The 24,282-nt window shown below is 67.1% G+C and carries 25 protein-coding genes and 1 pseudogene; 7 read left to right on the top strand and 19 right to left on the bottom strand.

Translation table 11 applies throughout. The features are described 5' to 3' along the window. Positions 1-22 precede the first annotated feature (22 nt). The 13 genes and pseudogenes from hypF to ACVWWN_RS27840 form a co-directional block, all read right to left on the bottom strand. Positions 23-2,362 carry a carbamoyltransferase HypF gene (gene hypF / locus ACVWWN_RS27900; RefSeq protein ID WP_457146747.1) on the bottom strand — a complete coding sequence of 780 codons (2,340 nt, stop codon included), beginning with the start codon at positions 2,360-2,362 and terminating at the stop codon, positions 23-25. Then, positions 2,359-2,610, bottom strand: a complete 252-nt coding sequence (locus ACVWWN_RS27895) for a HypC/HybG/HupF family hydrogenase formation chaperone (protein ID WP_457146746.1) — start codon at positions 2,608-2,610, stop codon at positions 2,359-2,361. The genes hypF and ACVWWN_RS27895 overlap by 4 nt, the downstream gene beginning before the upstream one ends. Before the next feature lie 3 nt (positions 2,611-2,613). Then, positions 2,614-3,090 carry a hydrogenase maturation protease gene (locus ACVWWN_RS27890; RefSeq protein WP_457149308.1) on the bottom strand — a complete coding sequence of 159 codons (477 nt, stop codon included), beginning with the start codon at positions 3,088-3,090 and terminating at the stop codon, positions 2,614-2,616. A 17-nt stretch (positions 3,091-3,107) separates the two neighbouring features. Next, positions 3,108-3,227, bottom strand: coding sequence for a DUF6893 family small protein (locus ACVWWN_RS27885; RefSeq protein WP_457149307.1), 120 nt, complete (start codon positions 3,225-3,227; stop codon positions 3,108-3,110). Next, a pseudogene (locus tag ACVWWN_RS27880) lies at positions 3,224-4,574 on the bottom strand (hypothetical protein). Before ACVWWN_RS27880 ends, ACVWWN_RS27885 begins: the two are co-directional and overlap by 4 nt. Next, a complete protein-coding gene (locus ACVWWN_RS27875) occupies positions 4,571-5,215 on the bottom strand; it encodes a DUF6084 family protein (protein ID WP_457146745.1) in 645 nt (214 codons plus the stop codon). Before ACVWWN_RS27875 ends, ACVWWN_RS27880 begins: the two are co-directional and overlap by 4 nt. Beyond that, the gene (locus ACVWWN_RS27870; RefSeq protein WP_457146744.1) at positions 5,212-5,844 is read right to left on the bottom strand and encodes a DUF5947 family protein; all 633 of its coding nucleotides are present in this window, start codon (positions 5,842-5,844) and stop codon (positions 5,212-5,214) included. Before ACVWWN_RS27870 ends, ACVWWN_RS27875 begins: the two co-directional genes overlap by 4 nt. Beyond that, on the bottom strand, positions 5,841-6,806 hold the full coding sequence (locus tag ACVWWN_RS27865; RefSeq protein ID WP_457146743.1) for a NifU family protein: 966 nt from the start codon (positions 6,804-6,806) through the stop codon (positions 5,841-5,843). The genes ACVWWN_RS27870 and ACVWWN_RS27865 overlap by 4 nt, the downstream gene beginning before the upstream one ends. Positions 6,807-6,809: 3 nt before the next feature. Further along, complete coding sequence (locus ACVWWN_RS27860) at positions 6,810-8,606, bottom strand: nickel-dependent hydrogenase large subunit (RefSeq protein ID WP_457146742.1); 1,797 nt, start codon at positions 8,604-8,606, stop codon at positions 6,810-6,812. 114 nt (positions 8,607-8,720) lie between these two features. After that, positions 8,721-9,776, bottom strand: coding sequence for an NADH-quinone oxidoreductase subunit B family protein (locus ACVWWN_RS27855; RefSeq protein ID WP_457146741.1), 1,056 nt, complete (start codon positions 9,774-9,776; stop codon positions 8,721-8,723). Between the two features lie 123 nt (positions 9,777-9,899). Beyond that, a complete protein-coding gene (gene hypB / locus ACVWWN_RS27850; protein ID WP_457146740.1) occupies positions 9,900-10,727 on the bottom strand; it encodes a hydrogenase nickel incorporation protein HypB in 828 nt (275 codons plus the stop codon). 2 nt (positions 10,728-10,729) lie between these two features. Next, entirely contained in the window at positions 10,730-11,059 is a 330-nt protein-coding gene (locus ACVWWN_RS27845) for a hydrogenase maturation nickel metallochaperone HypA/HybF (protein WP_457146739.1), read from the bottom strand. A 324-nt stretch (positions 11,060-11,383) separates the two neighbouring features. Beyond that, positions 11,384-11,653 carry a hypothetical protein gene (locus tag ACVWWN_RS27840; protein ID WP_457146738.1) on the bottom strand — a complete coding sequence of 90 codons (270 nt, stop codon included), beginning with the start codon at positions 11,651-11,653 and terminating at the stop codon, positions 11,384-11,386. Between the two features lie 258 nt (positions 11,654-11,911). Between ACVWWN_RS27840 and recA the strand changes: the two genes are divergently transcribed. Further along, complete coding sequence (gene recA / locus ACVWWN_RS27835; RefSeq protein ID WP_457146737.1) at positions 11,912-12,964, top strand: recombinase RecA; 1,053 nt, start codon at positions 11,912-11,914, stop codon at positions 12,962-12,964. Beyond that, positions 12,930-13,490 carry a recombination regulator RecX gene (gene recX / locus ACVWWN_RS27830; RefSeq protein WP_457146736.1) on the top strand — a complete coding sequence of 187 codons (561 nt, stop codon included), beginning with the start codon at positions 12,930-12,932 and terminating at the stop codon, positions 13,488-13,490. Before recA ends, recX begins: the two co-directional genes overlap by 35 nt. On the opposite strand, the gene ACVWWN_RS27825 is transcribed toward recX, so the two are convergent. The 5 genes from ACVWWN_RS27825 to ACVWWN_RS27805 form a co-directional block, all read right to left on the bottom strand. After that, positions 13,487-14,413, bottom strand: coding sequence for a hypothetical protein (locus tag ACVWWN_RS27825; RefSeq protein ID WP_457146735.1), 927 nt, complete (start codon positions 14,411-14,413; stop codon positions 13,487-13,489). The genes recX and ACVWWN_RS27825 overlap by 4 nt on opposite strands. Before the next feature lie 94 nt (positions 14,414-14,507). Then, on the bottom strand, positions 14,508-15,395 hold the full coding sequence (locus ACVWWN_RS27820; RefSeq protein ID WP_457146734.1) for an amino acid ABC transporter permease: 888 nt from the start codon (positions 15,393-15,395) through the stop codon (positions 14,508-14,510). Then, positions 15,396-16,076 (bottom strand): amino acid ABC transporter permease, encoded by a 681-nt coding sequence (locus ACVWWN_RS27815; RefSeq protein ID WP_457146733.1) that lies wholly within the window; start codon positions 16,074-16,076, stop codon positions 15,396-15,398. Between the two features lie 16 nt (positions 16,077-16,092). Then, the gene (locus ACVWWN_RS27810; RefSeq protein WP_457146732.1) at positions 16,093-16,911 is read right to left on the bottom strand and encodes a glutamate ABC transporter substrate-binding protein; all 819 of its coding nucleotides are present in this window, start codon (positions 16,909-16,911) and stop codon (positions 16,093-16,095) included. Positions 16,912-16,943: 32 nt separating this feature from the next. Next, entirely contained in the window at positions 16,944-17,672 is a 729-nt protein-coding gene (locus tag ACVWWN_RS27805; RefSeq protein ID WP_457146731.1) for an amino acid ABC transporter ATP-binding protein, read from the bottom strand. A 140-nt stretch (positions 17,673-17,812) separates the two neighbouring features. Here ACVWWN_RS27805 and ACVWWN_RS27800 point away from each other — a divergent pair, with 140 nt between their 5' ends. Further along, entirely contained in the window at positions 17,813-19,546 is a 1,734-nt protein-coding gene (locus ACVWWN_RS27800; RefSeq protein ID WP_457146730.1) for a MiaB/RimO family radical SAM methylthiotransferase, read from the top strand. Then, a complete protein-coding gene (locus tag ACVWWN_RS27795; protein ID WP_457146729.1) occupies positions 19,534-20,148 on the top strand; it encodes an Rv2732c family membrane protein in 615 nt (204 codons plus the stop codon). Before ACVWWN_RS27800 ends, ACVWWN_RS27795 begins: the two co-directional genes overlap by 13 nt. Here ACVWWN_RS27795 and ACVWWN_RS27790 read toward each other — a convergent pair. Continuing rightward, positions 20,145-21,473, bottom strand: coding sequence for a DUF349 domain-containing protein (locus ACVWWN_RS27790; protein ID WP_457146728.1), 1,329 nt, complete (start codon positions 21,471-21,473; stop codon positions 20,145-20,147). The two genes, ACVWWN_RS27795 and ACVWWN_RS27790, sit on opposite strands and share 4 nt — an antisense overlap. A gap of 165 nt (positions 21,474-21,638) precedes the next feature. Between ACVWWN_RS27790 and ACVWWN_RS27785 the strand changes: the two genes are divergently transcribed. From ACVWWN_RS27785 to miaA, 3 genes are read left to right on the top strand one after another with little or no spacing between them, the layout of a single operon-like run. Then, positions 21,639-22,511: a DMT family transporter gene (locus ACVWWN_RS27785; RefSeq protein WP_457146727.1), complete on the top strand. Its 873-nt coding sequence runs from the start codon at positions 21,639-21,641 to the stop codon at positions 22,509-22,511. Positions 22,512-22,534: 23 nt separating this feature from the next. After that, a complete protein-coding gene (locus tag ACVWWN_RS27780) occupies positions 22,535-23,374 on the top strand; it encodes a LuxR C-terminal-related transcriptional regulator (protein ID WP_457146726.1) in 840 nt (279 codons plus the stop codon). Continuing rightward, positions 23,371-24,279, top strand: a complete 909-nt coding sequence (gene miaA / locus ACVWWN_RS27775; protein ID WP_457146725.1) for a tRNA (adenosine(37)-N6)-dimethylallyltransferase MiaA — start codon at positions 23,371-23,373, stop codon at positions 24,277-24,279. The genes ACVWWN_RS27780 and miaA overlap by 4 nt, the downstream gene beginning before the upstream one ends. Positions 24,280-24,282: the final 3 nt, after the last annotated feature.

Raw genomic sequence — 24,282 nt, 5'->3', positions numbered from 1 at the left:
CTCTATCCATCCCTGTCGGGCCCTAGCCCGAATTGCCCACCAACAGTTGGCCGAGAGCGATGCCGCCGTCGTTGGGCGGCACGCGACGATGCGTCATCACGTCGAATCCCCTGCGGTGCAGTTCGCGCAGCGAGAGTCGCAGCAGAAGTGCGTTCTGGAAGACCCCGCCCGACAGCGCGACCGGATGCCTTCCGTCCTGTCCGTCGTTGGCCAGACCGACGATCAGATCGACCACGGCGCGATGGAATCTCGCCCCGATCACACCGGAAGACACGCCGGCGCGGACATCGTCGATGACAGCGGCCAGCACCGGCGCCGGATCGATCACCGCGGGCTCACCGCCGTCCACGGCGAATGCGTAACCGGTCCGCCCACAATCGGCATCGCGGGAGAGGCCCTCGAGTTCGATGGCCGCCTGCGCCTCGTACGCAACGACCTGACGCACGCCGGCCAACGCGGAGACTGCGTCGAACAGCCGGCCCATGCTCGACGTCGGCACGCAGCCCAGCCCGGTCTCGAGTTGATGTGCCAGCACCCGCCGCTCGTCGGCCGGGCATGCCCGCACCGGTGCCAGGTCAGGCTCCCACGTCAGTCCTGCGGCCCACAGGTGGGCCAACGCCATCCGGTAAGGGCGAAGCACACTGACGTCGCCGCCGGCCAGCGGTACATATTTCAGCCTGGCCAGCCGTCGATAGCCCTTGTAGTCGGCCAGCAGCACCTCGCCGCCCCAGATCGCGCCGTCGGGGCCGTAACCCGTCCCGTCGAACGCGAAGCCCAGCACCGGTGCAGATCCGTCCAGGCCATGCTCGGCCATGACCGCCGCGATGTGCGCGTGATGGTGCTGAACGGCCCGGACCGGACGGCCATCGGCGTTGCGCTGGGCCCAGGTGGCCGATCGGTAGAGCGGATGCGCGTCGGCGACAAGGACTTCGGGAGTGACGGCCGTCAGCTCCCGCAGATGTTTCTGTGCGGAGTCGAACGCGGCCAACGTCGCCAGGTCGTCCATGTCGCCGATGTGCTGACTCAACCAGGCGTACTTGCCCTCGGCCACCGCCATCGTGTTCTTCAGGTCCGCGCCGACCGCCAGCGTCGGGGGCACCGCGACCGGTAGCGCGATGGGCAGCGGTGCATACCCTCGGGACCGGCGGATCGGCAATTCGTCCCCTTCGCCTGAATTGTCGTCTCCGCCGACGGTGCCTGAATTGTCGTCTCCGCCGAGGGAGACCACCCGGACGACGGAGTCGTCGCACGGCACCAGGATGGCGCGATCGTGCATCAACCAGCCGTCCGCGAGATCCGAAAGCCGCTCCAGTGCCTCGTCGTCGGTGAAGCAGATCGGTTCACCACCGAGATTTCCCGAGGTCATCACGAGCACATCCGGTGCCGGTTCGTCGCCCGGCAACCCGAAGAGCAGCGCGTGCAGGGGTGCGTAGGCGAGCATCACGCCCAGATCCGGATTGTGCGGCGCGACCGAATCGGCGACCGGCGCGCCGGGCACCCGCGGCACGAGCACGATCGGGCGCTGGAACCCGGACAGCACTCGTGCAGAGCCGGCATCGATGTCGGCGACGCGGCGCGCGGCACCGAGGTCGGGCACCATCACGGCGAACGGCTTGTCACCGCGTCTCTTTCGCCTGCGCATTTGGGCGACGGCGCGCTCGTTGGCGGCGTCACAGGCCAGGTGATATCCACCGATGCCCTTGACCGCGAGCACCCCGCCGTCGCGCAGCAGCCGCCGAGCGTGGCTCAGTCCCGCTTCGGTGTCGGCGGTGCGGCCGCTGCCGTCCCGGTAGCGCAGCATCGGACCGCAGTTCGGGCAGCACACCGGCTGGGCATGAAACCGGCGGTCGGTGGGGTCGCTGTATTCGTGCGCACAGTCCGCGCACATCGCGAAGGTCGCCATCGTCGTGGCTGACCGGTCGTAGGGGAGTGAGGCGATGATCGTGAACCGCGGACCGCAGTTGGTGCAGTTGACGAAGGGGTGTCGATAGCGCCGGTTGTCGGGGTCGCGTTGTTCGGCGGCGCATTCGGCGCACATTGCGACATCTGGTGAGGCCAGGGTCCGGCCACCGTCGGTGCGCGAGGTGTCGGCGATGGTGAAGCCGGTACCGCCGACGACCGGGATCGGCTGGGTGTCAACGGTTTCGACGACGGCCAGCGGCGGCGGGCCATCGCTGAGCCGGTTCAGGAACTCGTCGACGTCGGCAGGCGCACCCTCCACCTCGATGATGGCACCGGAACTGTCGTTGCGCACCGATCCGGTAAGGCCGAGCGCGGCCGCGGTCGTGTAGACGAACGGCCGAAAACCGACGCCCTGCACCACCCCGTGCACGCTCACCCGCAGCCGGCGCCGGTCGGTCATGGCGGGTCCTCCGGCTCGCCGCGGCCCATGAGTTGCAACCCGGCCATCGCGGCGTCGGCACCCGCCTTGTCGGTCTTCTCGACGGCGAAACCCATGTGGATGATCACCCAGTCACCCGGGTTGAACGTCTCATCGGGCAGCATCCCGATGTTCACCTTGCGGTGCTCACCCGCGACATCGACGAGCGCCAGCTGGTCGCCGTATCCGTCGAGCATTCCGACGACCTGACCGGGGATTCCCAGACACATGATTCAGCCCTCCGCCACGGACGTTCGGGCCAACAGGTCCGCCACCACGTCCTGCACGGCTTTCGCGGCGACCGGCACGGCGTCGGCCACAGCGCCGGACAAGCCGATGCCCTCCTCGACGCTGGCGACTTCGCATCCGATGACGATCGTCGGCGGCGGCGTGCCGCCCAGCGCGTTCAGGCTCGCGAACACGGCGCCCGGATCCATCGCGTGTGCGTCGAAGCCGACCGTCGCGGCCAGGCTTTCGTGGTCAGCCTCGATGATGTGGACGGTGCCGGGAGCGCCCTGGTCGGGAATGGCGTCGACGAGTATCAGCGCTTCACACCCGTCGAGCAGGTCGTACGCCAGGTGCATGCCGCGGATGCCGTAGTCCGCCAGTTGCACCCGCGGACCCGCGAGTTGTGGTGGGACATGGCGCATCACCTCGGGTCCGAAACCGTCGTCACCGAAGAAGATGTTGCCGATGCCGGCTACCAGGATGCGTGTCGTGGCGTCACCTACATCTGCCGGATCTTCAAGTAGCGCTGCAGATCCGGTATCGACCGCACCCCGATCACCACACCACCGAGGACCACTGAGCCAACCACGCCGAGTGCCACCCAGCCCACTACGCTCATTTCTGATTCCTTTCACTCAACGGTTCGACTTCGTCCGGTGCGAAGTACAGATAACGTCCGTACCAGTCGTGCAGGTCGGCCGCGGGATCATCCTCGACGACGACTCCGACGTGCTGGTTGCCCTCGACGTCCTCGTGCACCGAGGTGACCAGGGCCGTCTTGCCGGCGAAGAAGATGTCCTGTGCGTCGGCCCGGCGCGACGGTCGGAGCACCACCCGGCTGCCACGCATCACCCGGACCCCGTTCACCAGAACCGCGTCGATGCCTGGTTGAACGGCATTGTCGGCCAGCGGATCCCACCAATCCACGCCGTCGGGGATCTCGGGTATCAGATGCGGCTCGTCGAGCGCATGGGGGTCCCGCAGCACGCCATGGAGGTTCATCATCGCCTCGGGCGACATCGAGTCACACCGGTCGATGATCTTGGCGGCCAGCGGATCGGTGGCGCGGGCCTGCGCCTTCTCCTCGTCGGTCATCGTCATCACCCGCAACGTGAGGATCTCGTCGATCTCGGTGGAGTCGTACAACGCGCCTTCGCTCTGTTCGGCGATCTCGGGATGGTCATAGAGGATGATCGGCGACGCCAGCATCACGTCCGTCTCGCCCGGCCGGCCTGCCAGCACCGGGAAACACCGGTGCTGACGACAGCGGGCAACCGCGTCGGCCGCGGAGTCGGGCGGCTCGAGCAGCGACACGAATTCGCCGCCGTCGATCAGAACGATGAGGTGCGTGCCGATCAGGGACACGGCGATGGCCTCGTCCTTGTCGGCGGGCGGGGCGCCGATATTGCGGACCGCAAGGCTGATTCGCAGCAGTCCGCCATCCGGCTCGGCCGTCAGCGTCAGTTCGCCGCGCAGTTCTCGGCCGGCCGCGCACCAGCCGGCCGCCGTCGACCGGCTCGACGCCGCGGCCGCCCGAAACGGTGATCGGGAGTGTCTGCGGCGCGGCGAGATCGGCCTCACCGAATGGTCCGAAGGACACCTCGCACTCGATCGCTTCGTCCCAGGTGAGCCAGGATTGCCCACCCGCGGTCAGTTCGTCGACCGGTTCGTAGGCAGTGTTGCCGCTGTTGCCACCGGCCACCTCGCGCTCGGCGGTTCGGCGTTGCAGTTGCAGGCAGCGGACCACGATCGTCAGTGCCGCGGCCGGCCCCGGGTCGAGCAGCACCTGGGCCGACATGGTGTCGTCCTCGCCGATGCCTCGCTCGGCGGCCTGCTGCGGGCCGAGCACACCGAACTGCCACCGCGACTGGTTCTTTCCCGATGTCGCCCGGTACGGGTAGAGCAGGTAGCCCTCGTAGAGCACCGCGTCGGCGATGGCGCGGACCCGATCCCAGTCGGTGGTCACGGCCGGTCCCTGGCGGTGTCCGAGGCCAAGAGAGACTGGATCGCGTCGTCCATCCCGAGGAGACCGCGCGCGGATTTGTACCTCGCCAGCTCGGCGATGGTGTCGTGGTCCAACCGCACCCACCCGGTGCTGGGGTAGTGCAACCGGACGAGCTCGCGCCACACCGGCACCGGCATGTCGTAATGATCCTCGCGATCCCACGGCACCTGTTGCACCGCGAAGTTGGTCGGCCCCTTGAGGAAAACCGTGCCACTGAAGAGGAATTGCAGCGGAATCACGCCGTCGCGCAGCGCATGGAAATACTTGGACGCGGTAACCTCGAAGTCGTAGGTGCACTCCAGCGGCAGATCGATCTGCGTGGCACCGGTGAAACCCTGCACCATCGCGCTGCCGTGCTGGAACAGGAAGTTGTGTTGGGTCGTGCCCCAGCGTTCCCGCGGACCGAACATGTCGAGCAGCCCTCCGGCCTCTTCGTCGGAGTAACCGCGCCGGAGCGGCTCGATGCGCACCTGGCAGCGCAGCGCGATCGCGTGCACGGGATCGTCTCCGTCGGCCGCGATACCGACGCGCGCGGTCAACACCGGTGTCACCGCGTACTGTTCCGGGGACACGTCGAGCACCGCGAACGTCACCTCGGTCACGGTGCGACCGCCTTGCCGCGCGCCGCGACGTGCTCGAAGAACTCGTCGATGAACTGGCGGACATGCTGGCCGCCGTCGAAGCCGTGCCACAGCATCCGCAACCGCCCGACGAACTCATAGCATGCGTCGATGGGCACCAGGTAGCACTCGGGCGGCGTCTCTTCTTCCTCGGGCACGCGCACGATCAGCGCTTCGGTGTCCTCGGCGAGCATGTCCACCCGCGGGTCGGCCGCCCGGATCCCGTTCCACGCGGACAGATCCAGTTCGGATTCAGTGGCCCCCGCCGGGCCCGGGTAGAACGCCACGGTGCGGTCCAGTGCCGAGTTGTGGAAGAAGAACGCCAGCCCGACCGGAATCTGCAGCAGCTGCCATTCGCGCCTGCCGAGCGCGAACCCGGGAAACGAGAGGTAGCGATCGGGTACCGCCCGGAAGCGCAGCGTGGCGGCGGTGTCGGTGAACAACAGGTAGCAGCCGCGGCATACGCACATCAGCTGCCGTCCTTCGACATTCACGACATGCTGGTGTTCGTCGGCGATCTGCTCCGAGCACATCTCGCAACGCTCGCCTGCCGGCTGGGGAGCGCTGCGGTTGGCGCGAATGCGCGCCAGGACGTCGTAGGCGCCGGTCATGCCATGCCCGCTCCGCTCTGTTCGGCCGCCACCGCGATCGACAGCACGCCGTCGCGGGCCAGCAGCGGGATCGGGTCGAGATGCACTGCCGGATCGGCTTCGTCGATGCCGGCGCCGGCGCGCACCACGTCGAAATGCGCGTGGCACAGCGGACAGCGCAGCACCGCGTCCGCGGCCGAAGCACCCATCCGGCGGTGCAGCGCGGCCCCGGCCAGCGAGCCGTCGCACTTGCCGCAGCGGTCCTGGTAGGCGAACAACTCGTCGCCCAGCCGGCACGCCACCACGGTGATGCCTGCAACCCGGAACCCGCCCACTTCGCCCGGTCCGAGCTCGGCCAGGTCGGGCGCCGCGTGCCAGGTGGTCGGGCCATGGCCGTTCTGGTGCACCCGGGACAGCAGCGACTCGGCCGGGATCAGGCTGGGGGACGCCGCCTTGGCCTCCTGCGTGGCAACCACTTCGATCGATGCGATCTCCGGCGCCGCCGCGCGCACCGCGTCGTCGACCGTCAGCTCCAGCGTCACCGCCGATGACGGACAGGACTTGCAGCTGCCCGCGAACTGGAGGCGCACCACCTGACCGTCGGGACCGTCGAGGATGTCGAGCAGGGTGACGTCACCGCCGTGCGAACCCAGGTAGGGCCGAACGCTGTCGAGCGCGTCCTCGATGCGCCGTGCGACGCCGTGCGGGTGCAGGCCGTGCACCAGCATCAGGCTGGCCACCAGGTCGTCGTCGGCGAACCGTTCGACCAGCGCCGGGTCGGCGGCGGCGGCGATCCGCAGCATGCGTGCCAGCCCCGCGCCGTAGAGATCGGTCACCTCACCGACCAGCTGAGCCGCCCGCTCGTGCGCGGCGGCCCCGCCCGCCGCGGTCGCGTCGAGCAGCGTCTGGATCCGATCGCCCGCCGTGCGCCACTGCGCGTCGTCCTGGGTTTCGTCCGGGCCTGGCAGTGTCGACGGGGCCATACGCTATTCCCCGGTTACGGATTGGGTCGGCGAGTGCAGTCTCTCCAGCGTCTTGCCGTTGCCGAGGTACATGTGCACCCCGCACGGCAGACACGGGTCGAAGCTACGCACCGTGCGCATGATGTCGATGCCCTTGAAGTGCTCCCGGTCGTTCTCCTCGAAGATGGGCTGGCCCTGCACCGCATCCTCATACGGTCCCGGCGTGCCGTAGCTGTCCCGCGGATTGGCGTTCCACGGTGTGGGCGGATACGGGTGGTAGTTCGCGATCTTGCCGTCGCGGATCACCATGTGATGGCTCAACACGCCCCGGACCGCCTCGGTGAAGCCGCAGCCGATGCCCTCGTCGGGCACCGTGAACTTCTCCCACGTCTTGGTGCGGCCGGCCCGGATTTCGACGAGTGCCTTCTCGGCGAAGTGCAACGCACAGGCGGCGGCGTAGGCCTGGAAGTACGTCCGGGCGCGATTTCGCTCGATCGTATTGCTGCCGTACTGCGGGATCTTCCACTCGAATTCGACCGGTCCCTTCAGTGCGGTCTTGGGCAGGTTGATCTGCACACTCTGGCCGGTCGCCTTGACGTAGCCGATATCGACGAGGCCGGCGAGCGCCGTGGACCACAGCCGGGCCAATGGGCCGCCGCCGGTGTCCAGTGCGAGGTGATCCTTGCCGTCGAACCACCGCGGGGCCATCACCCAGCTGTAGTTGTTGTCGAAATCGCGCTTCTGCGGCCTGGGGTTGGTGTGCTGGTTCCACGGGTGGCGCCGGTCCACCGGGTTGCCCAGCGGATCGTTCTTGACGAACATCTCCTGGTCGGTCCAGTCGTCGTAATAGGAGTGGCCCAACAGGATTCGGATACCGAGGTTGATGTCGACCAGCGAATGGGTGTGCAGCTTTCCGTCGATCACCACGCCCGGCGTGACGAACATGGCGTTGCCCCACCGCTCCATGTCCTTGTACTCGAAGTTGCACACCTCGGGATCCTGGAACGAGCCCCAGCAGCCGAGCAGGGTGCGCCGCAGCCCCACCTGGTCGTAGCCGGGCAGCGCCTCATAGAAGAAGTCGAACAGATCGTCGTGCATGGGCACGACCTTCTTCATGAACTCGACGTAGCGCATCAACCGGGACATGTAGTCGGTCATCAACTGAATCGTCGCCGTGGTGCCCACGCCACCCGGATACAGCGTGGACGGGTGGACGTGCCGGCCTTCCATGAGGCAGAACATCTCTCGCGTCCACCGGCTGACCTGCAGCGCCTCGCGGTAGAACTCGCCGGTGAAGGGGTTGAGCGCCCGCATGATGTCGGCGATGGTGCGGTAGCCGTGCGCATCGGCGTGCGGTGACTGGGTGTTCTCCGCCTTGGCCAGCACACTGGGATTCGTCTCGGACACCATCTTCTCGCAGTAGTCCACGCCGACCAGGTTCTCCTGGAAGATGTTGTGGTCGAACATGTACTCGGCGGCCTCACCGAGGTTGACGATCCACTCGCCGATGTGCGGCGGCTTGACGCCGTACGCCATGTTCTGGGCGTAGCACGAGCAGGTGGCATGGTTGTCGCCGCAGATCCCGCAGATGCGGCTGGTGATGAAGTGCGCGTCGCGTGGATCCTTGCCCTTCATGAAGATCGAGTAACCGCGGAAGATCGACGAGGTGCTGTGACACTCGACGACTTCGCGGTTCTCGAAGTCGATCTTGGTGTAGATGCCGAGACTGCCGACGATGCGGGTGATGGGATCCCACGCCATTTCCACGAGCTGGCCGGGGTCCCGCTTCACATGTGACGGTTCGGGGATGATCGTTGTCATCGGATTGTTCGCTTTCGTCTAATGAGCAGCGTTGGAGGACTTTTCGGCAAACGCCGTGGTAGTGCGCTCCGCCATACCGGAGGCGCGCCTGCGCGAGCCCAGGCGGGCCCGCACCTACCAGGTGCGGGTCGCTCCGGTCGTGAGTTGCGTGCCGGGATGGCGCCATTTTGGTTCTTTGTCCACCGTGCGGCCGGTGACGTGTCGCAGGCTTCTGATCACCGAGCCGTACAGGCCCGACGCCGTCGTGGAAACCTTGCCGCCCGGCGGTTCGTCCATGAACGGCATGAACTTGTCCGGGAAGCCGGGCATCGTGCACCCGATGCAGATGCCGCCGACGTTCGGGCATCCGCCGATGCCGTTGATCCAACCGCGCTTGGGCACGTTGCACTTGACGACAGGGCCCCAACAGCCCAGCTTCACAATGCATTTCGGTGACCCGTACTCGGTCGCGAAGTCGCCCTGCTCGTAGTAGCCGGCTCGGTCGCACCCCTCGTGCACAGTAGCGCCGAACAGCCACTTGGGCCGTAATGCATCGTCGAGCGGAATCATCGGGGCCTGGTCGGTCGCCATGTACAGCAGATAGGTCAGGGTCTCGGACATGTTGTCGGGATGGGCCGGGCAACCGGGCACACACACGATCGGGATGCCGGCCTTACTCTTCCAGTCCCAGCCGAGATAGTCCGGCACACCCATGGCTCCGGTCGGATTACCGGCCATCGCGTGGATTCCGCCATACGTGGCACAGGTGCCCACCGCGACGATCGCGGTGGCCTTGGGTGCCAGCCGGTCCAGCCATTCGCTCGTCGTCATCGGCTGGCCGGTGGCGGGGTCGTTGCCGAAACCGCACCAGTAGCCTTCGTTTTTGATCTTCTCGTTGGGGATGGAACCCTCGACGACCAACACGAACGGTTCCAGCTCGCCTCGGTCCGCCTTGAAGAACCACTCGAGAAAATCGTCCGCGCCCCCATTGGGTCCGCACTCGAAATCAATCAGGGGCCAATGCACGGCGATCTTCGGCAGACCGGGAAGGGCGCCAAGCGCGATCTCCTCGATGCTGGGTTGCGTGGCGGCAGTCAGCGCCACCGAATCGCCGTCACAACTCAAGCCGCCGTTGATCCACAGAACGTGGATCAAGGCCTCTTCTGCTTTGACTGCTGCCTCACTCGGCATATGACACAGCTTTCCGGGAGCCGGGCTGGGGCTCTCATGTCCGGGAGCCGGGCTGGAGCTCCCAACGTCATCGTCGACGCGACGCCCGGGTGTCGAGCGCTGATTCTCGGTTTACTCCGGGGACTATGTCTTGTCAACGGATCCTTGTGACATATGGGAGGCCGTAATCTTGTTTGCGCGAACCGCGATCCAGTCGTACCAATCCGCGATACCATCACCGCCAGTCGCAGACAACGTCAGAATATTTACGCCAGGGTTGATTGATCGCGCATACGCCGCACACTTGTCGAGGTCGAAATCGACATACGGCAAGAGGTCGGACTTATTGATGATCACTAGTCCCGCGGCGGCAAACATGTGGGGATACTTCAGCGGCTTGTCGGCGCCCTCCGTCACGGAGATGACTACGACTTTGCTGTCCTCGCCGAGATCGAACAGCGCCGGACACACCAGGTTGCCGACGTTCTCGATGAACAACAGTGAGTCGCGCGGTGGATCCAGCGTGTCCAGAGCCCGCCGAACCATCGCCGCGTCGAGATGACAACCGGCGCCGGTGTTGACCTGGACCACCCGCGCCCCGGTCGCCTGGATGCGCTCGGCATCGAGCAACGTCTCCTGATCGCCCTCGATCACGGCGATCGGGCGGCCGGCGCCCATCTCGCGGATGGTCCGTTCGAGCAGCGTTGTCTTGCCCGCCCCGGGTGAGCTGGTCAGGTTGAATGCGAGGATGTTGCGTGCGGCGAGCCATTCGCGGTTCTGCTCGGCGAGCAGGTCGTTCTTGGCCAGGACCTTCTGCTCCAGCGAGATGGTCTGGGTGCGCACTTGACGGTCATGGTCATGGCCTTGATGGTCGTGCGGGTGGGTGTGCGGATGCGGGTGGTCGTGCGGGTGCGGATCGCCGGCCAACGTGATGGTGGCCCCGTCATCACCGCAGCCGCAGGTTGCGCACATGGTCAGCTCACTTCCATCGAGAGAATCCGAAGGTCCCGTCCCGCGATCACTTCGACGTCGGCGCTTCCGCACGGGCACAACAGGATCGGGTCCTGCAGTTCGAAGCTCTGCCCGCAGCTGCGGCAGCGCGCCGAGCCGGGTTGCACGTTCACTTCCAGGCTGGCGCCGTCGGCCACCGTGCCCTCGGTGGCAAGCTCGAAGCAGAACTGCATGGCGTCGGGCACGACCGCGCACAGCGCCCCGACCTCGATTTTGACGCTCTGCACGGCGCGGCCCGCGGCGTGCTCGCACACCGCTTCGACGACACTCTGCGTCAACGCCATCTCGTGCATGTCTGCCCCGTCCCGGGCCGGTTGACCCCACCATAGGTCCGGACTTGCAGGGGCGTCTAGCGATCGGGTGCGGCAGGGCCGGCTGACATGGAAGACGGGGCAGATTTCGGTGGTGTCATCCTGTCGTCGTCGCACACGCACACCAGTACGGGCATCTTCAGGGCGGACGCTGTCCGCACTGGCGGGTAGAAGGGCAGGCGCAGCATCAAACGTGCACCGAACTCATTGCGCCACAATGATCCTGACTGACCATGGCCTCGAATCCCGGCTTTGCGTCGGGAGTTGTCATCGCCGCGAGGGTGCCGGGCGCGCCGACAGCGGCGATCAGCACGGGCGCCCGGCGGCGCCAGCTCCTGAACTGCTCGTGCAAGCCTTGGCAGTAGCCCGCACGGCGTTGCGGAGCGGAACCCGGGCGAGTGTGGGCAACGCGTCGGTGAAGGGCGCCTGTGCGATGACGGCCGCGATCGACGGGTCGGCGGCAGGGACGGCCAGCACGTGATCGCCGCTGAACGACGATCCCCACAACTCGATGCGCCGCGGGTCGACCCCGTCGTCTCGTGCCGCGGAGAGAATCCGTGGGCCATGACGACGCACGGTGCGTTGAGCTGGCGCGACGATACGCCCCCGACCAGGGTCGTCTGGCCTTTCGGGCGGCGACTTGCGGCCCGCTCCGCGACATACGGCGTGTCAGCTTGAATCGAACAGGTGTTCGTCTACTGTGGGCAGTGTTCGACGGCTAGACGCTGAGCGACGGGGAGGGCGTGAGCCCGAGTTGTCGGTGGCGACCTCTAGCGTCACGGCCAACTGATCGACAACCGATCACCGAACATCCAGAGGACGGAGACCACCCCCATGGTGCAGGCACCTGATCGCGAGAAAGCCCTCGAGCTGGCGCTCGCGCAGATCGACAAGAACTTCGGTAAAGGCTCGGTGATGCGACTCGGCGAAGAGGTGCGTCAGCCGATCTCGGTCATTCCCACCGGCTCGATCGCCCTGGACGTGGCGCTCGGGATCGGTGGTCTGCCGCGCGGCCGCGTCGTCGAGATCTACGGTCCGGAATCCTCCGGTAAGACCACCGTGGCGCTGCACGCGGTCGCCAACGCCCAGGCCGCCGGCGGGATCGCTGCGTTCATCGACGCCGAGCACGCGCTGGACCCGGATTACGCCAGCAAGCTCGGCGTGGACACCGACTCGCTGCTGGTGTCCCAGCCGGACACCGGTGAGCAGGCACTGGAGATCGCCGACATGCTGATCCGCTCCGGCGCACTGGACATCCTGGTCATCGACTCGGTCGCCGCGCTGGTGCCGCGCGCCGAGATCGAGGGTGAGATGGGCGACAGCCATGTCGGCCTGCAGGCCCGGCTGATGAGCCAGGCGCTGCGGAAAATGACGGGCGCGCTGAACAACTCGGGGACCACCGCGATCTTCATCAACCAGCTGCGCGAGAAGATCGGGGTCATGTTCGGTTCTCCCGAAACAACCACGGGCGGGAAGGCCTTGAAGTTCTACGCCTCGATCCGGTTGGACGTCAGGCGAATCGAGACCCTCAAAGACGGTACCGACGCGGTGGGCAACCGCACCCGGGTCAAGGTCGTCAAGAACAAGGTGTCGCCGCCGTTCAAGCAGGCCGAGTTCGACATTCTCTACGGCAAGGGCATCAGCAAGGAAGGCTCGCTCATCGACATGGGTGTCGAGCAGGGCTTCATCCGCAAGTCGGGCTCCTGGTTCACCTACGAGGGCGAGCAGCTGGGCCAGGGCAAGGAGAACGCCCGTAACTTCATGATGGAGAACACCGAAATCGCCAACGAGATCGAGAAGAAGATCAAGGAGAAGCTCGGCATCGGCGCGGTGATGACCGACGACTTGAACGATGACAGCGTCCTACCCGCCCCCGTCGACTTCTGAGTCCTTGGGGCCATTCCGCGAAGAGCAGGCGCCGGACCTCCGCGCACGTGAGGACCAGGCCAGAAACCTGTGCCTGCGCCTGCTCACCGCGAGGGCGCGGACCCGCGCCGAGCTGGCCGGACAGTTGGCCAAGCGCGGATATCCCGACGAGGTGAGCGGCCGTGTCCTCGACCGGCTTGGTCAAGTCGGCCTCGTCGATGACGCGGACTTCGCCGAGCAATGGATCCGCTCGAGGCGGGCCAATGCCGGTAAAGGTAAGCGCGCGTTGGCCGCCGAGCTGCGGACCAAGGGTGTGGACAACGAGGTGATCACCGCCGCGCTGGCGGGAATCGATGCGGGCGCCGAGCGCGAACGGGCTGAGCAACTGGTCCGCGACCGGCTGCGTAGGGAGAAGCTCGGTGACGACGACACCAAGATCGCGCGCCGACTCGTCGGCATGCTTGCGCGCCGCGGTTACAGCCAGACGACGGCGCTGGATGTGGTCACGGGGGAGTTGGCCGGCGAGCGAGAACGGCGCAGGGTTTAGTCGCCCTCGTGGTCGCTGACTTTCGGGCGGTCACCGTTGTCGCGGTGGGGGTGATGCCGGCCGCCTGAACCGGGGCCGCTGGTGCTCGATGGCGAGGTCGTGTCGGTCGCCCGCCGGTGAGTGCCGTCGGGTCGGCCGTGTGTCATCGCCGGCGGAACCGCCTTCGGCGGACGCGATACAAGGTCGGCCGCGTCGTCGTCGCGATTCTTCTTGGGCGTGTCGGAGGCCGACTCGCGTTCTGCATCAACCGGTCTCACCTTCTTCGGTTGGTCGGCACGCTCTGTTGACCGGCCGGTACTCGACGCGGTCGCCAACCGGGGTGGAGGCTGCGGGGTGTGCGTAGTCTGCGCCGCCGTTGCCGTTGCCGTTGCCGGAGCCGGAGCCGGACCCAGCGATGCGGCGAGTGCGCCTATCGCGTCGACCGGTGTCGCCACCAGGTTCCCCAGGAAATTGAGCTGAAAGCTCACGTACCTGGCGGCGAAGGCAACCAACTCGCTGCCTGCGTCGAATTCGACCTGCGCGAATGTCTGCAGGGCCCGGCCGATGGCGTCGGGGACCGGTGTGCCGGCCTGGATGTCTTGAAGCAAGGCGCCGGGAATCGCGAATTCGCGTCCGAACAAGTCGACGCCGGTCGCGAGGAAGTCTCCGACGAACGTGACGTGGAAGCCGGCCTGCTGGGCAACGGGATCCAGAGGCGAGACCAGCGCGGGTGCGGCGGTTTGGCGCAGCAGCGGCGGCGGGGGTGGTGCAGGTGGTGTCGGCGACGATCTAACCGCCAGTGGCTGCGTCGCTGCCGCGAACATCACCGCCGGTGAGTTCACGGGCAGGGGTGGTTGTCTCACCACCGACGGATTGATCACCACGGCGGCGACCCCTACGGCGGCGAATCCGGTGGTGAGGCGCGAGCGAATCCAGGTGTCCATGGCGACCCTCCATTGGGTGCGCCGGCCGATCAGCCGACTGCCGGCGATTTTGCGCGAACCACTCTTCAGGACACGTGCGAGTCGGGTGCAGGGTTCAAATCGAGCCGCCGGCGCCGGCGCCGAACGCGCCCTGCGTGACGGGTTGGTCGGCCTTCAGCGGTTCCGGACCGCGTCGCGAACGCCGCATCCGTCGCTCGACCCATGTGGCGAACCAGGACAGCGAGAAGTTGACGGTGATCATCAAGACGGCGATGACGATCAGCGAGGGAATGTAGTTGCTGTATGCTGCACCGACATTCGTGCCCTGCCGGACCATTTCCAAGAACGTGATCTGGTAGCCGATTGCGGTGTCCTTGAGCACCACCACCAGCTGTGAAATCAGCACCGGCAACATCGACGTGATCGCCTGCGGCAGCAGGATGGCGCGCATGGTCTGGCCCCAGCGCAGACCCAGTGCTGACGCCGCTTCCCCCTGTCCACTCGGGAGCGCCTTGACCCCGGCGCGCACAATTTCGGCGATCACAGAGCCGTTGTAGAAGGTCAGGCCGGTGATGACGCCCGCCAGCGCCAGATGTTTCGACGGGAAGACGTCGTACTGCGCGTAGAGAAAATACGCGAAGATCATCATGATCAGCACGGGCACCGCGCGGAAGAATTCCACGAACACCGAGCACGACCAGCGGATCACCGGGTGAGTGGACATCCGCCCCACGCCGAGCAGGAAGCCCAGCGCCAGCGCCAGCACGATCGACACCGCGGCGGCGGTCAACGTGCCCTGGATGCCCGGCAGCACGTACGTCTTCCACAGGTTGGCCGTCAGGAACGGCTCCCACTTCGCCGCGGTCAGCTGGCCCTTGTCCTTGAGTCCCGAGTAGGCCAGCCACAGCACGAACAGGGTGACGACGACGGAGACTGCGGAGATGACTCGGTTGCGAACCCGCGCCCGCGGTCCGGGCGCGTCGAAGAGGACTGAACCGGCCATCTACCGTGCCACCGCCAGTCGCTTACCGAGCCACCCGAAGAACAGCCCCATCGGCAGCGTCAAGATGACGAACCCGAACGCGAAGATGGCGCCGATGTAGAGCAGCGCCGCCTCGTTCTCGATCATCGCCTTCATCAACAACGCGGCCTCCGCGACTCCGATCGCTGATGCGATCGTCGTGTTCTTCGTCAACGCGATCAACACCGAGCCGAGCGGAATGATCACAGCGCGAAACGCTTGGGGCAGTAGGATGATTCGCAGATTCTGACTGAACGTCAATCCCAACGACCGCGCCGCTTCAGCCTGGCCGAGGGGCACCGTGTTCACCCCGGAGCGCACCGTCTCACACACGAACGCCGCCGTGTAGACGGTGAACCCGAGCAGCGCCAGCCGGAAGTTGCTGTCCTCGATCGACGTCAGCGACTTCGAATCCACGAAGGTGATGCCAAGCGTCTGGGCCAGTCCAAACGAGCAGAACAGGATGATGAGTGTCAGCGGTGTGTTGCGCACGACGTTGACGTAACCCGTCCCTATCCAGTTGAGCATCGGCACGGGTGAGAGCCGCATCGCAGCCAGCAGCGTGCCGAGGACCAGTGCACCGATGGCCGAATACACGGTCAACTGGATCGTGGTCCAGAACGCCTCGAAGATCTGGCTCTGGTACTTGCTGAACAGCTCCACGTCGGCGGGTTACCGCTTACTTGTCGACCGGTGGCGGCGTCGGTGCAGTGATACCCGCGGGGCCGAGGTTCTTGTCGAACGCCGCCTTCCATGCGCCGTCCTGCTCCATCTTGGTGATCGCGTCGTTGATCTTGGTCTGCAGCTCGGTGTCGCCCTTCTTCATGCCGACGCCATAGCGCTCCTCGGAGAACGGCTTGCCGACGATCTTGAACACGCCCGGACTCTGGGCCGCGTAACCGGCCAGGATGACCTCGTCGGTGGTCACCGCGTCGACCGCACCGTTCTTGAGCGCCTCGACACATGCGGAGTAGGTGTCGTACTGCTGTAGCTGCACGCCGGGGTACTTGTCCTTGATGCGCTGCGCCGGTGTGGAACCCGACACTGAGCACAGCTTCTTGTTGTTCTGCAGCGATTCGGCGCCGGTGATGTCGGTGTTGTCCGCCTTCACCAGCAGGCTCTGCCCGGTGATCAGGTACGGCCCGGCGAAGTCGACCTTCTCCTTGCGCGCGTCGGTGATCGAGTAGGTGGCAGCGATGAACTTGACCTGATCGTTCTGGATCAGCGTCTCGCGCTGGCCGGACGGAGCTTCCTTCCACTCGATCTTGTCCTCGTTGTAGCCGAGTTCCTTGGCGATGTACTTCGCCACGTCGACGTCGAATCCGCTCATCGTGCCGTCGGGATTCTTCAGCCCGAGGCCGGGTTGATCGAACTTCGTTCCGACGACGATCGTGTCGCCGCCGCCACCACCGCCACCGCCGCCGCACGCGGTCGCCGCGAACGGGAGGCTGATGGCGAGCGCGATGGCGGCTGCTGCGCGCATTGGGAAGGACGGCATGGTTGGTTCCTTTCGCCGAAGCTTGAAGGTCGTCAGTGCTTGAGAATCTTGCCGAGGAAGTCCTTGGCGCGATCGGTCTGCGGGTTTTCGAAGAACGAGGCCGGTTCGGAGGCTTCGACGATCGCGCCGTCGGCCATGAAAACCACCCGGTTGGCGGCGCCGCGCGCAAAACCCATCTCGTGCGTCACCACGAGCATCGTCATGCCCTCCTTGGCCAGCGAGGTCATCACCGACAGCACCTCGCTGATCATTTCGGGGTCCAGCGCGCTGGTCGGCTCGTCGAACAGCATCACCTTCGGGTTCATCGCCAGCGACCGGGCGATCGCGACGCGCTGCTGCTGGCCTCCGGACAACTGCGCCGGATACTTGTCGGCCTGATTGGCGACGCCGACCCGTTCGAGCAACGTCATGGCGGTCTCGCGGGCCTTGTCCCTGGACGCCTTGCGCACCTTCATCGGCGCCAAAGTGACGTTGTCGAGAATTGTCTTGTGCGCGAAGAGATTGAAGGACTGGAACACCATCCCGACGTCCGAACGCAACTGCGCCAGCTTGCGTCCCTCGGCGGGCAGCACCTCACCGTCGATCGCGATGGTCCCGGAATCGATCGTCTCGAGCCGATTGATGGTGCGGCACAACGTCGACTTGCCCGACCCCGACGGCCCGAGCACCACCACCACCTGCCCGCGGTCGACCTTCAGGTTGATGTCCTTGAGCACGTGCAGGCTGCCGAAGTGCTTGTCGACCGCCTCCATCGAGATCATCGGCGTATCTGACTGAGTCGGAGCTACCTCTCTCACATCCGACCCCGTTTTCTCCATGGGTGCAGACATTACCCAGGGAACGCCCAGCTTGCCTGGAACTCGTCAATCCGCCCAAATCGTCGCGTCGGACCGTCCGTACCATGAGAGCCGTGACTTCAGCGGTGACGCGACAGGCGGCGGCGGACAGTGCCCTTCGCCAGAAGGCGCGCACCTACCAAGTCCGTACCTACGGCTGCCAGATGAATGTGCACGACTCGGAGCGCCTCGCCGGGTTGCTGGAGGCCGCCGGCTACCAGCGGGCCGCCGACGGCGCCGATGCCGACGTGGTGGTGTTCAACACATGCGCGGTCCGCGAGAACGCCGACAACAAGCTCTACGGCAACCTCAGCCACCTCGCGCCGCGCAAGCAGGCCGACCCGAACATGCAGATCGCCGTCGGCGGCTGTCTGGCCCAGAAGGACCGGGCCGCCGTGCTGCACCGGGCGCCCTGGGTCGATGTGGTATTCGGCACCCACAACATCGGTTCGCTCCCGACGTTGCTCGACCGTGCCCGCCACAACAACGCCGCGCAGGTCGAAATCGTCGAGGCGCTGCAGGAATTCCCCTCGGCACTGCCCGCTGCCCGCGAATCCGCTTACGCGGCATGGGTTTCGATATCCGTCGGATGCAATAACACGTGCACGTTCTGCATCGTGCCCGCTCTGCGCGGCAAGGAGGTCGACCGCAGGCCGGGCGACGTGCTGGCGGAAGTGCAGTCCCTGGTGGATCAGGGTGTCCTGGAGATCACCCTGCTGGGGCAGAACGTCAACGCCTACGGAGTTTCGTTCGCCACGGACGAGCGCTTGCGCGAGGACCCGACGACATGGGACGAGCGCTTGCGCGAGCACCCGACGACATGGGACGAGCGCTTGCGCGAGGACCCGACGACATGGGACGAGCGCTTGCGCGAGGACCCGACGACATGGGACGAGCGCTTGCGCGAGGACCCGACGACATGGGCGGCTCAACCCCGCGACCGCGGTGCGTTCGCCAAGCTGCTGCGGGCGTGTGGGCGCATCGAGGGCCTGGAACGGGTGCGGTTCACCTCGCCGCATCCGGCCGAGTTCACCGACGACGTGATCGATGCCATGGCCACGACCCCGAATGTCTGCCCGACGCTGCACATGCCGTTGCAGTCCGGTTCCGACCGCATACTGCGGGCCATGCGGCGGTCCTATCGCGCCGAGCGCTACCTGGGCATCATCGACAAGGTGCGAGCGGCGATCCCCGACGCCGCGATCACCACCGATCTCATCGTCGGGTTCCCCGGCGAGACCGAAGAGGACTTTCAGGCCACCCTCGATGTGGTCGCCCTGGCCCGGTTCTCCAGCGCCTTCACCTTCCAGTATTCCAAGCGGCCGGGAACCCCGGCGGCAGAACTGGCCGGACAGGTGCCGAAAGATGTTGTCGCCGAGCGTTATCAACGGCTGATCGCGCTGCAGGAGAAGGTGTCGCTCGACGAGAATACGGCGCTGGTCGGACGGACCGTCGAGCTGCTGGTCGCCACGGGGGAGGGTCGCAAGGACGCCAGCACCGCGAGGATGTCGGGCCGTGCCCGTGACGGCCGGCTGGTGCACTTCAATCCACACGGGCAACCTGATATCGGGCCGGGGGACATCGTCACCACGACGGTCACCGGAGCCGCACCACACCACCTGCTCGCCGACGGCGAAGTGCTCAGCCACCGGCGTACCCGCGCAGGCGAAGTGCACGCCGCGGGTCAGCGGCCCGCCGGAGCCGCGGAGCCGGCGACATCCAGCCTGAGCGTCGGTCTCGGTATGCCCGGCATCGGGGCGCCGGCCGAGGCGCCGTCGTCGACCGGATGTGCCCGGTGACCGCCGGGGACAACAACGGCGACTTCGCGGACTTCAAGGGCGAGATCGAGGCCGCGGAGCAGCGAATCGCGCGTGAAATCGATCCTGGTGCAAGGGCATTGGTGATCGCCATCGGCGTGTTCGTACTTCTGCTGACCTTCATCCTGCCGCACACCGGCGCGGCGAAGGGGTGGGACGTGCTGGTCGGCGATGACGCGGCGGTCCGCGTCGCGGTGGCGCTGCCGTCGCGGGTGTTCACCTGGCTGGCACTGGTCTTCAGCGTCGGGTTCTCCATGCTGGCACTGCTGACCCGCCGCTGGGCGCTGGCGTGGATCGCCCTGGCCGGCTCGACCGTCGCGTCGATCACGGGTCTGCTCGCGGTGTGGTCACGGCAGACCGCAGCCCATCCACATCCTGGACCGGGGATCGGACTGATCATCGCGTGGATCGCGGTGATCGTGCTGGCCATCAACTGGGCGCGAATCGTCTGGGCCCGTACGGCGCTGCAGCTGGCTGCCGAGGAGGAACGCCGCCGAGTCGCCGGCGAACGTCAACAGCGGGGGCTGCTGGAAACCTTCGACGACGAAAACGGCGGGGATCAGGCCGGCCCCGAGAAGCGCTAGGACCTCCTTCCCAGAGCGTCGGCCGCCGCCTCGGCCCATTGCCGCCACTGTTCGGCGCTGGCCCGCGCGGCCTCGGCGTCCTTGGTACGTCCGGCGGCCGCCGCTTTCTCGGCCTGTCGTTCGAATTGTTCGGCGCGGTCCCGGAATTGATCGGCCCGTGCCTGGGCCTCGGGGTCGACGCCACCACGGGTGGGGGCGTCGCGGACCTTCTTCTCCACTGCGCGCAGCCTGCGCTCCAGATCGGCGCCACGCTCGCGGGGCACCTTGCCGATCGCGTCCCACTTGTCACCGATCGTGCGCATCGCGGCCCGGGCGGCGTCCAGATCCGACGTGTCGAGCTTCTCCGCCTCGGCGAGCAGCGCTTCCTTGGCCTCGGCATTCGCGCGGAACTCCGAGTCGCGTTCGGCGCTGGCGGCGTTGCGTGCAGAATAGAAGGTGTCCTGGGCCGCCTTGAACCGGTGCCACAGTGCGTCGTCGACGTCCTTGGCAGCGCGCCCTGCCGCCTTCCACTCGGTCAGCAGGTCGCGAAACGCCCCGCTGGTGGCGCCCCAGTCGGTGGAGCCGGACAGTTCCTCGGCGCGCTCGCACAGCGCCTCCTTGGCCTGGCGGGCACCCGCGCGGTCCCGGTCGAGTTCGGCGAAGTGGGAGCCGCGCCTGCGGTTGAACGTCTCCCGGGCGGCCGAATACCGCTTCCACAGCGCGTCGTCGGTCTTGCGATCGAGACCGCTGATCGTCCGCCACTCGTCGAGGATCTCGCGTAGCCGGTCTCCTGCGGCCTTCCACTGTCCCGAGTTCGCGGCCAGCTCCTCGGCCTCGGCGGCCAATGCCTCCTTGCGCGCGGTCTGGGCGGCGCGGTGCTCCTCGCGCCTGGCCTTGTCGGCCGCTGCCGTCTCGTCGGCGTGCTCGACGATGGCGGACAGGCGGGCCGCCAGTGCGTCGACATCACCCAGCACATGGGCGGATTCGAGGGTCTCGGCCAGCGCCGCTGCCGCCGCTTTGATCTTGCGGGCTTCGCCGGTCCCGGACTCCAGCCGGGTCTCCATCAACACGACCTCGGTGTGCAGATCGTCGAACCGCCGGCCGAAGTGTGCGAATGCGGCCTCGGGGTCGCCGGCCTGCCACGAGCCGATCACCCGCTCACCGGAACCGGTGATCAACCACACCGTGCCGTCTGGATCGACGCGGCCGAACCGGTGCGGGTCGACCGACGATGGGGTGGCGACCGCCGGTGCATGCCCGCCGGGGCGTGGGGCTGGACGCGGCGGTCCGGGTCGGGGGGCGGGTTTCGGCGTGGGCGACACACTGCCCGGCTCGCTGGTAGTCATATCCGTTTCCTCGTACCCTCCGCACGGGTAGTCCCGCGCACCTGCCGCGCAACGCGGCGCCTCATAGCTGTTCGACCGTTATTCAAACAGGTTGCCGCGCCCCGTGCCCACGCCTTTGCAATGGGATTTGCCTAGGCTCGTTCGAACAACCTCAGGAGGTCGGGCATGGCCAAGGCGGACATCGCCGCCCTATTGGCTCTCGGCGCCGCATTCTTCATCGCCATCGGCGACGTCATCCACCAGCGTTCGGCGCACGAGGTCACCGATGAGCAGGTCAGCCACGTCGCGCTGTTCATGCGCCTGCTGCGGGACCGCCGATGGTGGCTCGGCAGCCTGGTCGCCGCCGCGGGATTCGCGCTGCAGGCAGCGGCGCTCGGGCTGGGGTCGGTGCTGTTGGTGCAGGCGCTGATGGTCACCGCCCTGCTGTTCGCTCTACCGATCAACGCGCGGTTGACCCATCGGCGGGTGACGCGCTGGGAATGGACCTGGGCCATCCTGCTGGCCGCGGCGGTCGCGTTGATCGTCACCGTCGGAAATCCCAGTGCGGGCCATTCCCGCGCGTCGCTGGCGACGTGGATCGAGGTAGCCGCCGTGCTGGGGCCGGCCCTGGTGCTGTGTGTGGTGGGCGCGCGGATCTGGTCGGGACCGGTTAGTGCGGTGCTGCTGGCGCTGGTCTCCGGTGCGCTGTGGGGACTGTTCGCGGTGCTCACCAAGGGTGTGGTGGACCGGATCGACGACGGTGTGCTGGCACTGCTGCGCACGCCGGAGCTGTATGCCTGGGCGCTGGTGGCGATTGCGGGGACGGCGTGGCAGCAGTCCTCGTTCCGAGCCGGGTCGCTGACCGCGTCGCTACCGACCATGACTGTCACCGAGCCGGTGGTCGGCTCGGTGCTCGGGGTGGTGGTGCTGGGCGAGGCGCTGCGGCCCGGGGAGTCCGGATGGCTGATTCTGATCGTCGCCGTGGTGGTGATGGTCGTCGCGACGGCCGCGCTGGCGCGTGGCGAGGCCGTGAGCACCGCTGCCGGACAATCCGGCTGACCGGCGGCCGTTAGGTTGGTTGCGTGCTGAGCGCCATCGCGATCATTCCGTCGGCACCCGTCATGGTTCCCGAGCTGGCCGGCGGCGCCGCCGCGGAACTGGTGGGCCTGCGCACGGCGGTGTTCGCCGCCGCATCCTCGCTTCCGGCCCGGTGGGTTGCGGTCGGGGTCGGGCCGGCCGACGGCTTCGTGGGAACCGACGGAGTCGGCACGTTCGCCGGCTATGGCGTCGACCTTCGGATCACGTTGTCGCCGAACCCCGGCGCCGATCTGGCTCCACTGACCGGTCGCGAACGTGAGATCGCCCTGCTTGTCGCCGAGGGGTTGTCCAACCTCGAAATCGCTGATCGGCTGGTCATTTCCTCTCAGACGGTCGAAGGAAATCTCTACCGCATCCTCAGACGCATCGATTTGACCTCCCATCGCGACGGACTACCGCTCTGCGCGCTGATCGCGGGCTGGGTGCGCGGCCAGGCCGCACCCGAGGCGCGGGTCTCGGTGCAGGTGTACGCCGACGATCTCGACGTCGACACCGCAGTCGACCGCGGCCGACGGCTGCGCGCCGACATCGACGAGGCGGCCGATTCAATCGGCGTGCTGGTGGTGGCCGACGGCCTGCACACCCTCACCCAGCCGGCGCCCGGCGGCTACGACCCCGACTCCATCCCCGTTCAGGCCGCACTCGACGACGCGCTGGCCCGCGGCGATGTCGCCGCACTGACTCTGCTGCCCGACGGCGCCGTGGGACGGGTGGCCTACCAGGTGCTCGCCGGGCTGGTGGAGCCGGCGCCGCGGTCGGCCGAGGAGTTCTACCGCGGCGCGCCCTACGGCGTCGGCTACTTCGTCGGCGTCTGGCAGCCATGAGCCGGCCCATCGCGATCATCGGGCCGACCGGCACCGGGAAGTCCGCGCTCGCGCTGGCGGTCGCCGAGCGTGTGGGGGGCGAGATCGTGAACGCCGACGCCATGCAGCTCTACCGCGGCATGGACATCGGCACCGCCAAGCTGCGCGAAACTCAACGTCGCGGCATCCCGCATCACCAGCTCGACGTCCTCGCGGTGACGGAGACCGCGACCGTCGCCCGCTACCAGCAGGCCGCGGCCGCGGACGTCGAGGCCGTCGCGGGCCGCGGAGGGGTGCCGCTCATCGTCGGCGGGTCGATGCTGTACGTCCAGTCGCTCCTGGACGCGTGGTCTTTCCCGGCCACCGATCCGCAGGTGCGGTCCAAGTGGGAGGACCGGCTCGCCGAAATCGGCGCCGGTCGTCTGCACGAGGAGCTCGCCAGGGTCGACGCGACAGCGGCGGCTTCGATCCGGCCCACCGACGGGCGCCGCATCGTGCGGGCACTGGAGGTGGTCGAGCTCACCGGGAAGCCGTTCGCCGCCTCGGCGCCCACCATCGGCGCCCCCCGCTGGGACACGGTGATCATCGGATTGGACTGGGACACGGCGGTTCTCGATGACCGGTTGGCGCAGCGCACCGACAAGATGTTCACCGACGGTCTGGTTGACGAGGTGTCGACGCTGCTGGGCCGCGGCCTGCGCGACGGTGTCACCGCGGCGCGGGCGCTGGGTTATGCGCAGGTGATCGCCGATCTCGACCGCGGTGGCGACGGCGCGGCCGCGCGGGAGCCGACGTTCATGGGCACCCGCCGCTATGTCCGCAGGCAGCGGTCATGGTTCCGCCGTGACCACCGGATCACTTGGCTGGACGGGTCGTCGCCGGACAATGTGGACAACACGCTGCGCGTATGGCGGCACGTATCCTGAGCT

Source organism: Mycobacterium sp. URHB0021 (assembly GCF_054057895.1).
This window is presented reverse-complemented; position numbering and strand designations above follow the sequence as displayed.

Coding starts and splice junctions, on each gene's coding strand:
- hypF (WP_457146747.1), bottom strand. CDS start 2,362: ATGACCGACCGGCGCCGGCTGCGGGTGAGCGTGCACGGGGTGGTGCAG.
- ACVWWN_RS27895 (WP_457146746.1), bottom strand. CDS start 2,610: ATGTGTCTGGGAATCCCCGGTCAGGTCGTCGGAATGCTCGACGGATAC.
- ACVWWN_RS27885 (WP_457149307.1), bottom strand. CDS start 3,227: ATGAGCGTAGTGGGCTGGGTGGCACTCGGCGTGGTTGGCTCAGTGGTC.
- ACVWWN_RS27870 (WP_457146744.1), bottom strand. CDS start 5,844: ATGACCGGCGCCTACGACGTCCTGGCGCGCATTCGCGCCAACCGCAGC.
- ACVWWN_RS27865 (WP_457146743.1), bottom strand. CDS start 6,806: ATGGCCCCGTCGACACTGCCAGGCCCGGACGAAACCCAGGACGACGCG.
- ACVWWN_RS27860 (WP_457146742.1), bottom strand. CDS start 8,606: ATGACAACGATCATCCCCGAACCGTCACATGTGAAGCGGGACCCCGGC.
- ACVWWN_RS27855 (WP_457146741.1), bottom strand. CDS start 9,776: ATGCCGAGTGAGGCAGCAGTCAAAGCAGAAGAGGCCTTGATCCACGTT.
- hypB (WP_457146740.1), bottom strand. CDS start 10,727: ATGTGCGCAACCTGCGGCTGCGGTGATGACGGGGCCACCATCACGTTG.
- ACVWWN_RS27845 (WP_457146739.1), bottom strand. CDS start 11,059: ATGCACGAGATGGCGTTGACGCAGAGTGTCGTCGAAGCGGTGTGCGAG.
- recA (WP_457146737.1), top strand. CDS start 11,912: ATGGTGCAGGCACCTGATCGCGAGAAAGCCCTCGAGCTGGCGCTCGCG.
- recX (WP_457146736.1), top strand. CDS start 12,930: ATGACAGCGTCCTACCCGCCCCCGTCGACTTCTGAGTCCTTGGGGCCA.
- ACVWWN_RS27825 (WP_457146735.1), bottom strand. CDS start 14,413: ATGGACACCTGGATTCGCTCGCGCCTCACCACCGGATTCGCCGCCGTA.
- ACVWWN_RS27820 (WP_457146734.1), bottom strand. CDS start 15,395: ATGGCCGGTTCAGTCCTCTTCGACGCGCCCGGACCGCGGGCGCGGGTT.
- ACVWWN_RS27810 (WP_457146732.1), bottom strand. CDS start 16,911: ATGCCGTCCTTCCCAATGCGCGCAGCAGCCGCCATCGCGCTCGCCATC.
- ACVWWN_RS27805 (WP_457146731.1), bottom strand. CDS start 17,672: ATGATCTCGATGGAGGCGGTCGACAAGCACTTCGGCAGCCTGCACGTG.
- ACVWWN_RS27800 (WP_457146730.1), top strand. CDS start 17,813: ATGAGAGCCGTGACTTCAGCGGTGACGCGACAGGCGGCGGCGGACAGT.
- ACVWWN_RS27795 (WP_457146729.1), top strand. CDS start 19,534: ATGTGCCCGGTGACCGCCGGGGACAACAACGGCGACTTCGCGGACTTC.
- ACVWWN_RS27790 (WP_457146728.1), bottom strand. CDS start 21,473: ATGACTACCAGCGAGCCGGGCAGTGTGTCGCCCACGCCGAAACCCGCC.
- ACVWWN_RS27785 (WP_457146727.1), top strand. CDS start 21,639: ATGGCCAAGGCGGACATCGCCGCCCTATTGGCTCTCGGCGCCGCATTC.
- miaA (WP_457146725.1), top strand. CDS start 23,371: ATGAGCCGGCCCATCGCGATCATCGGGCCGACCGGCACCGGGAAGTCC.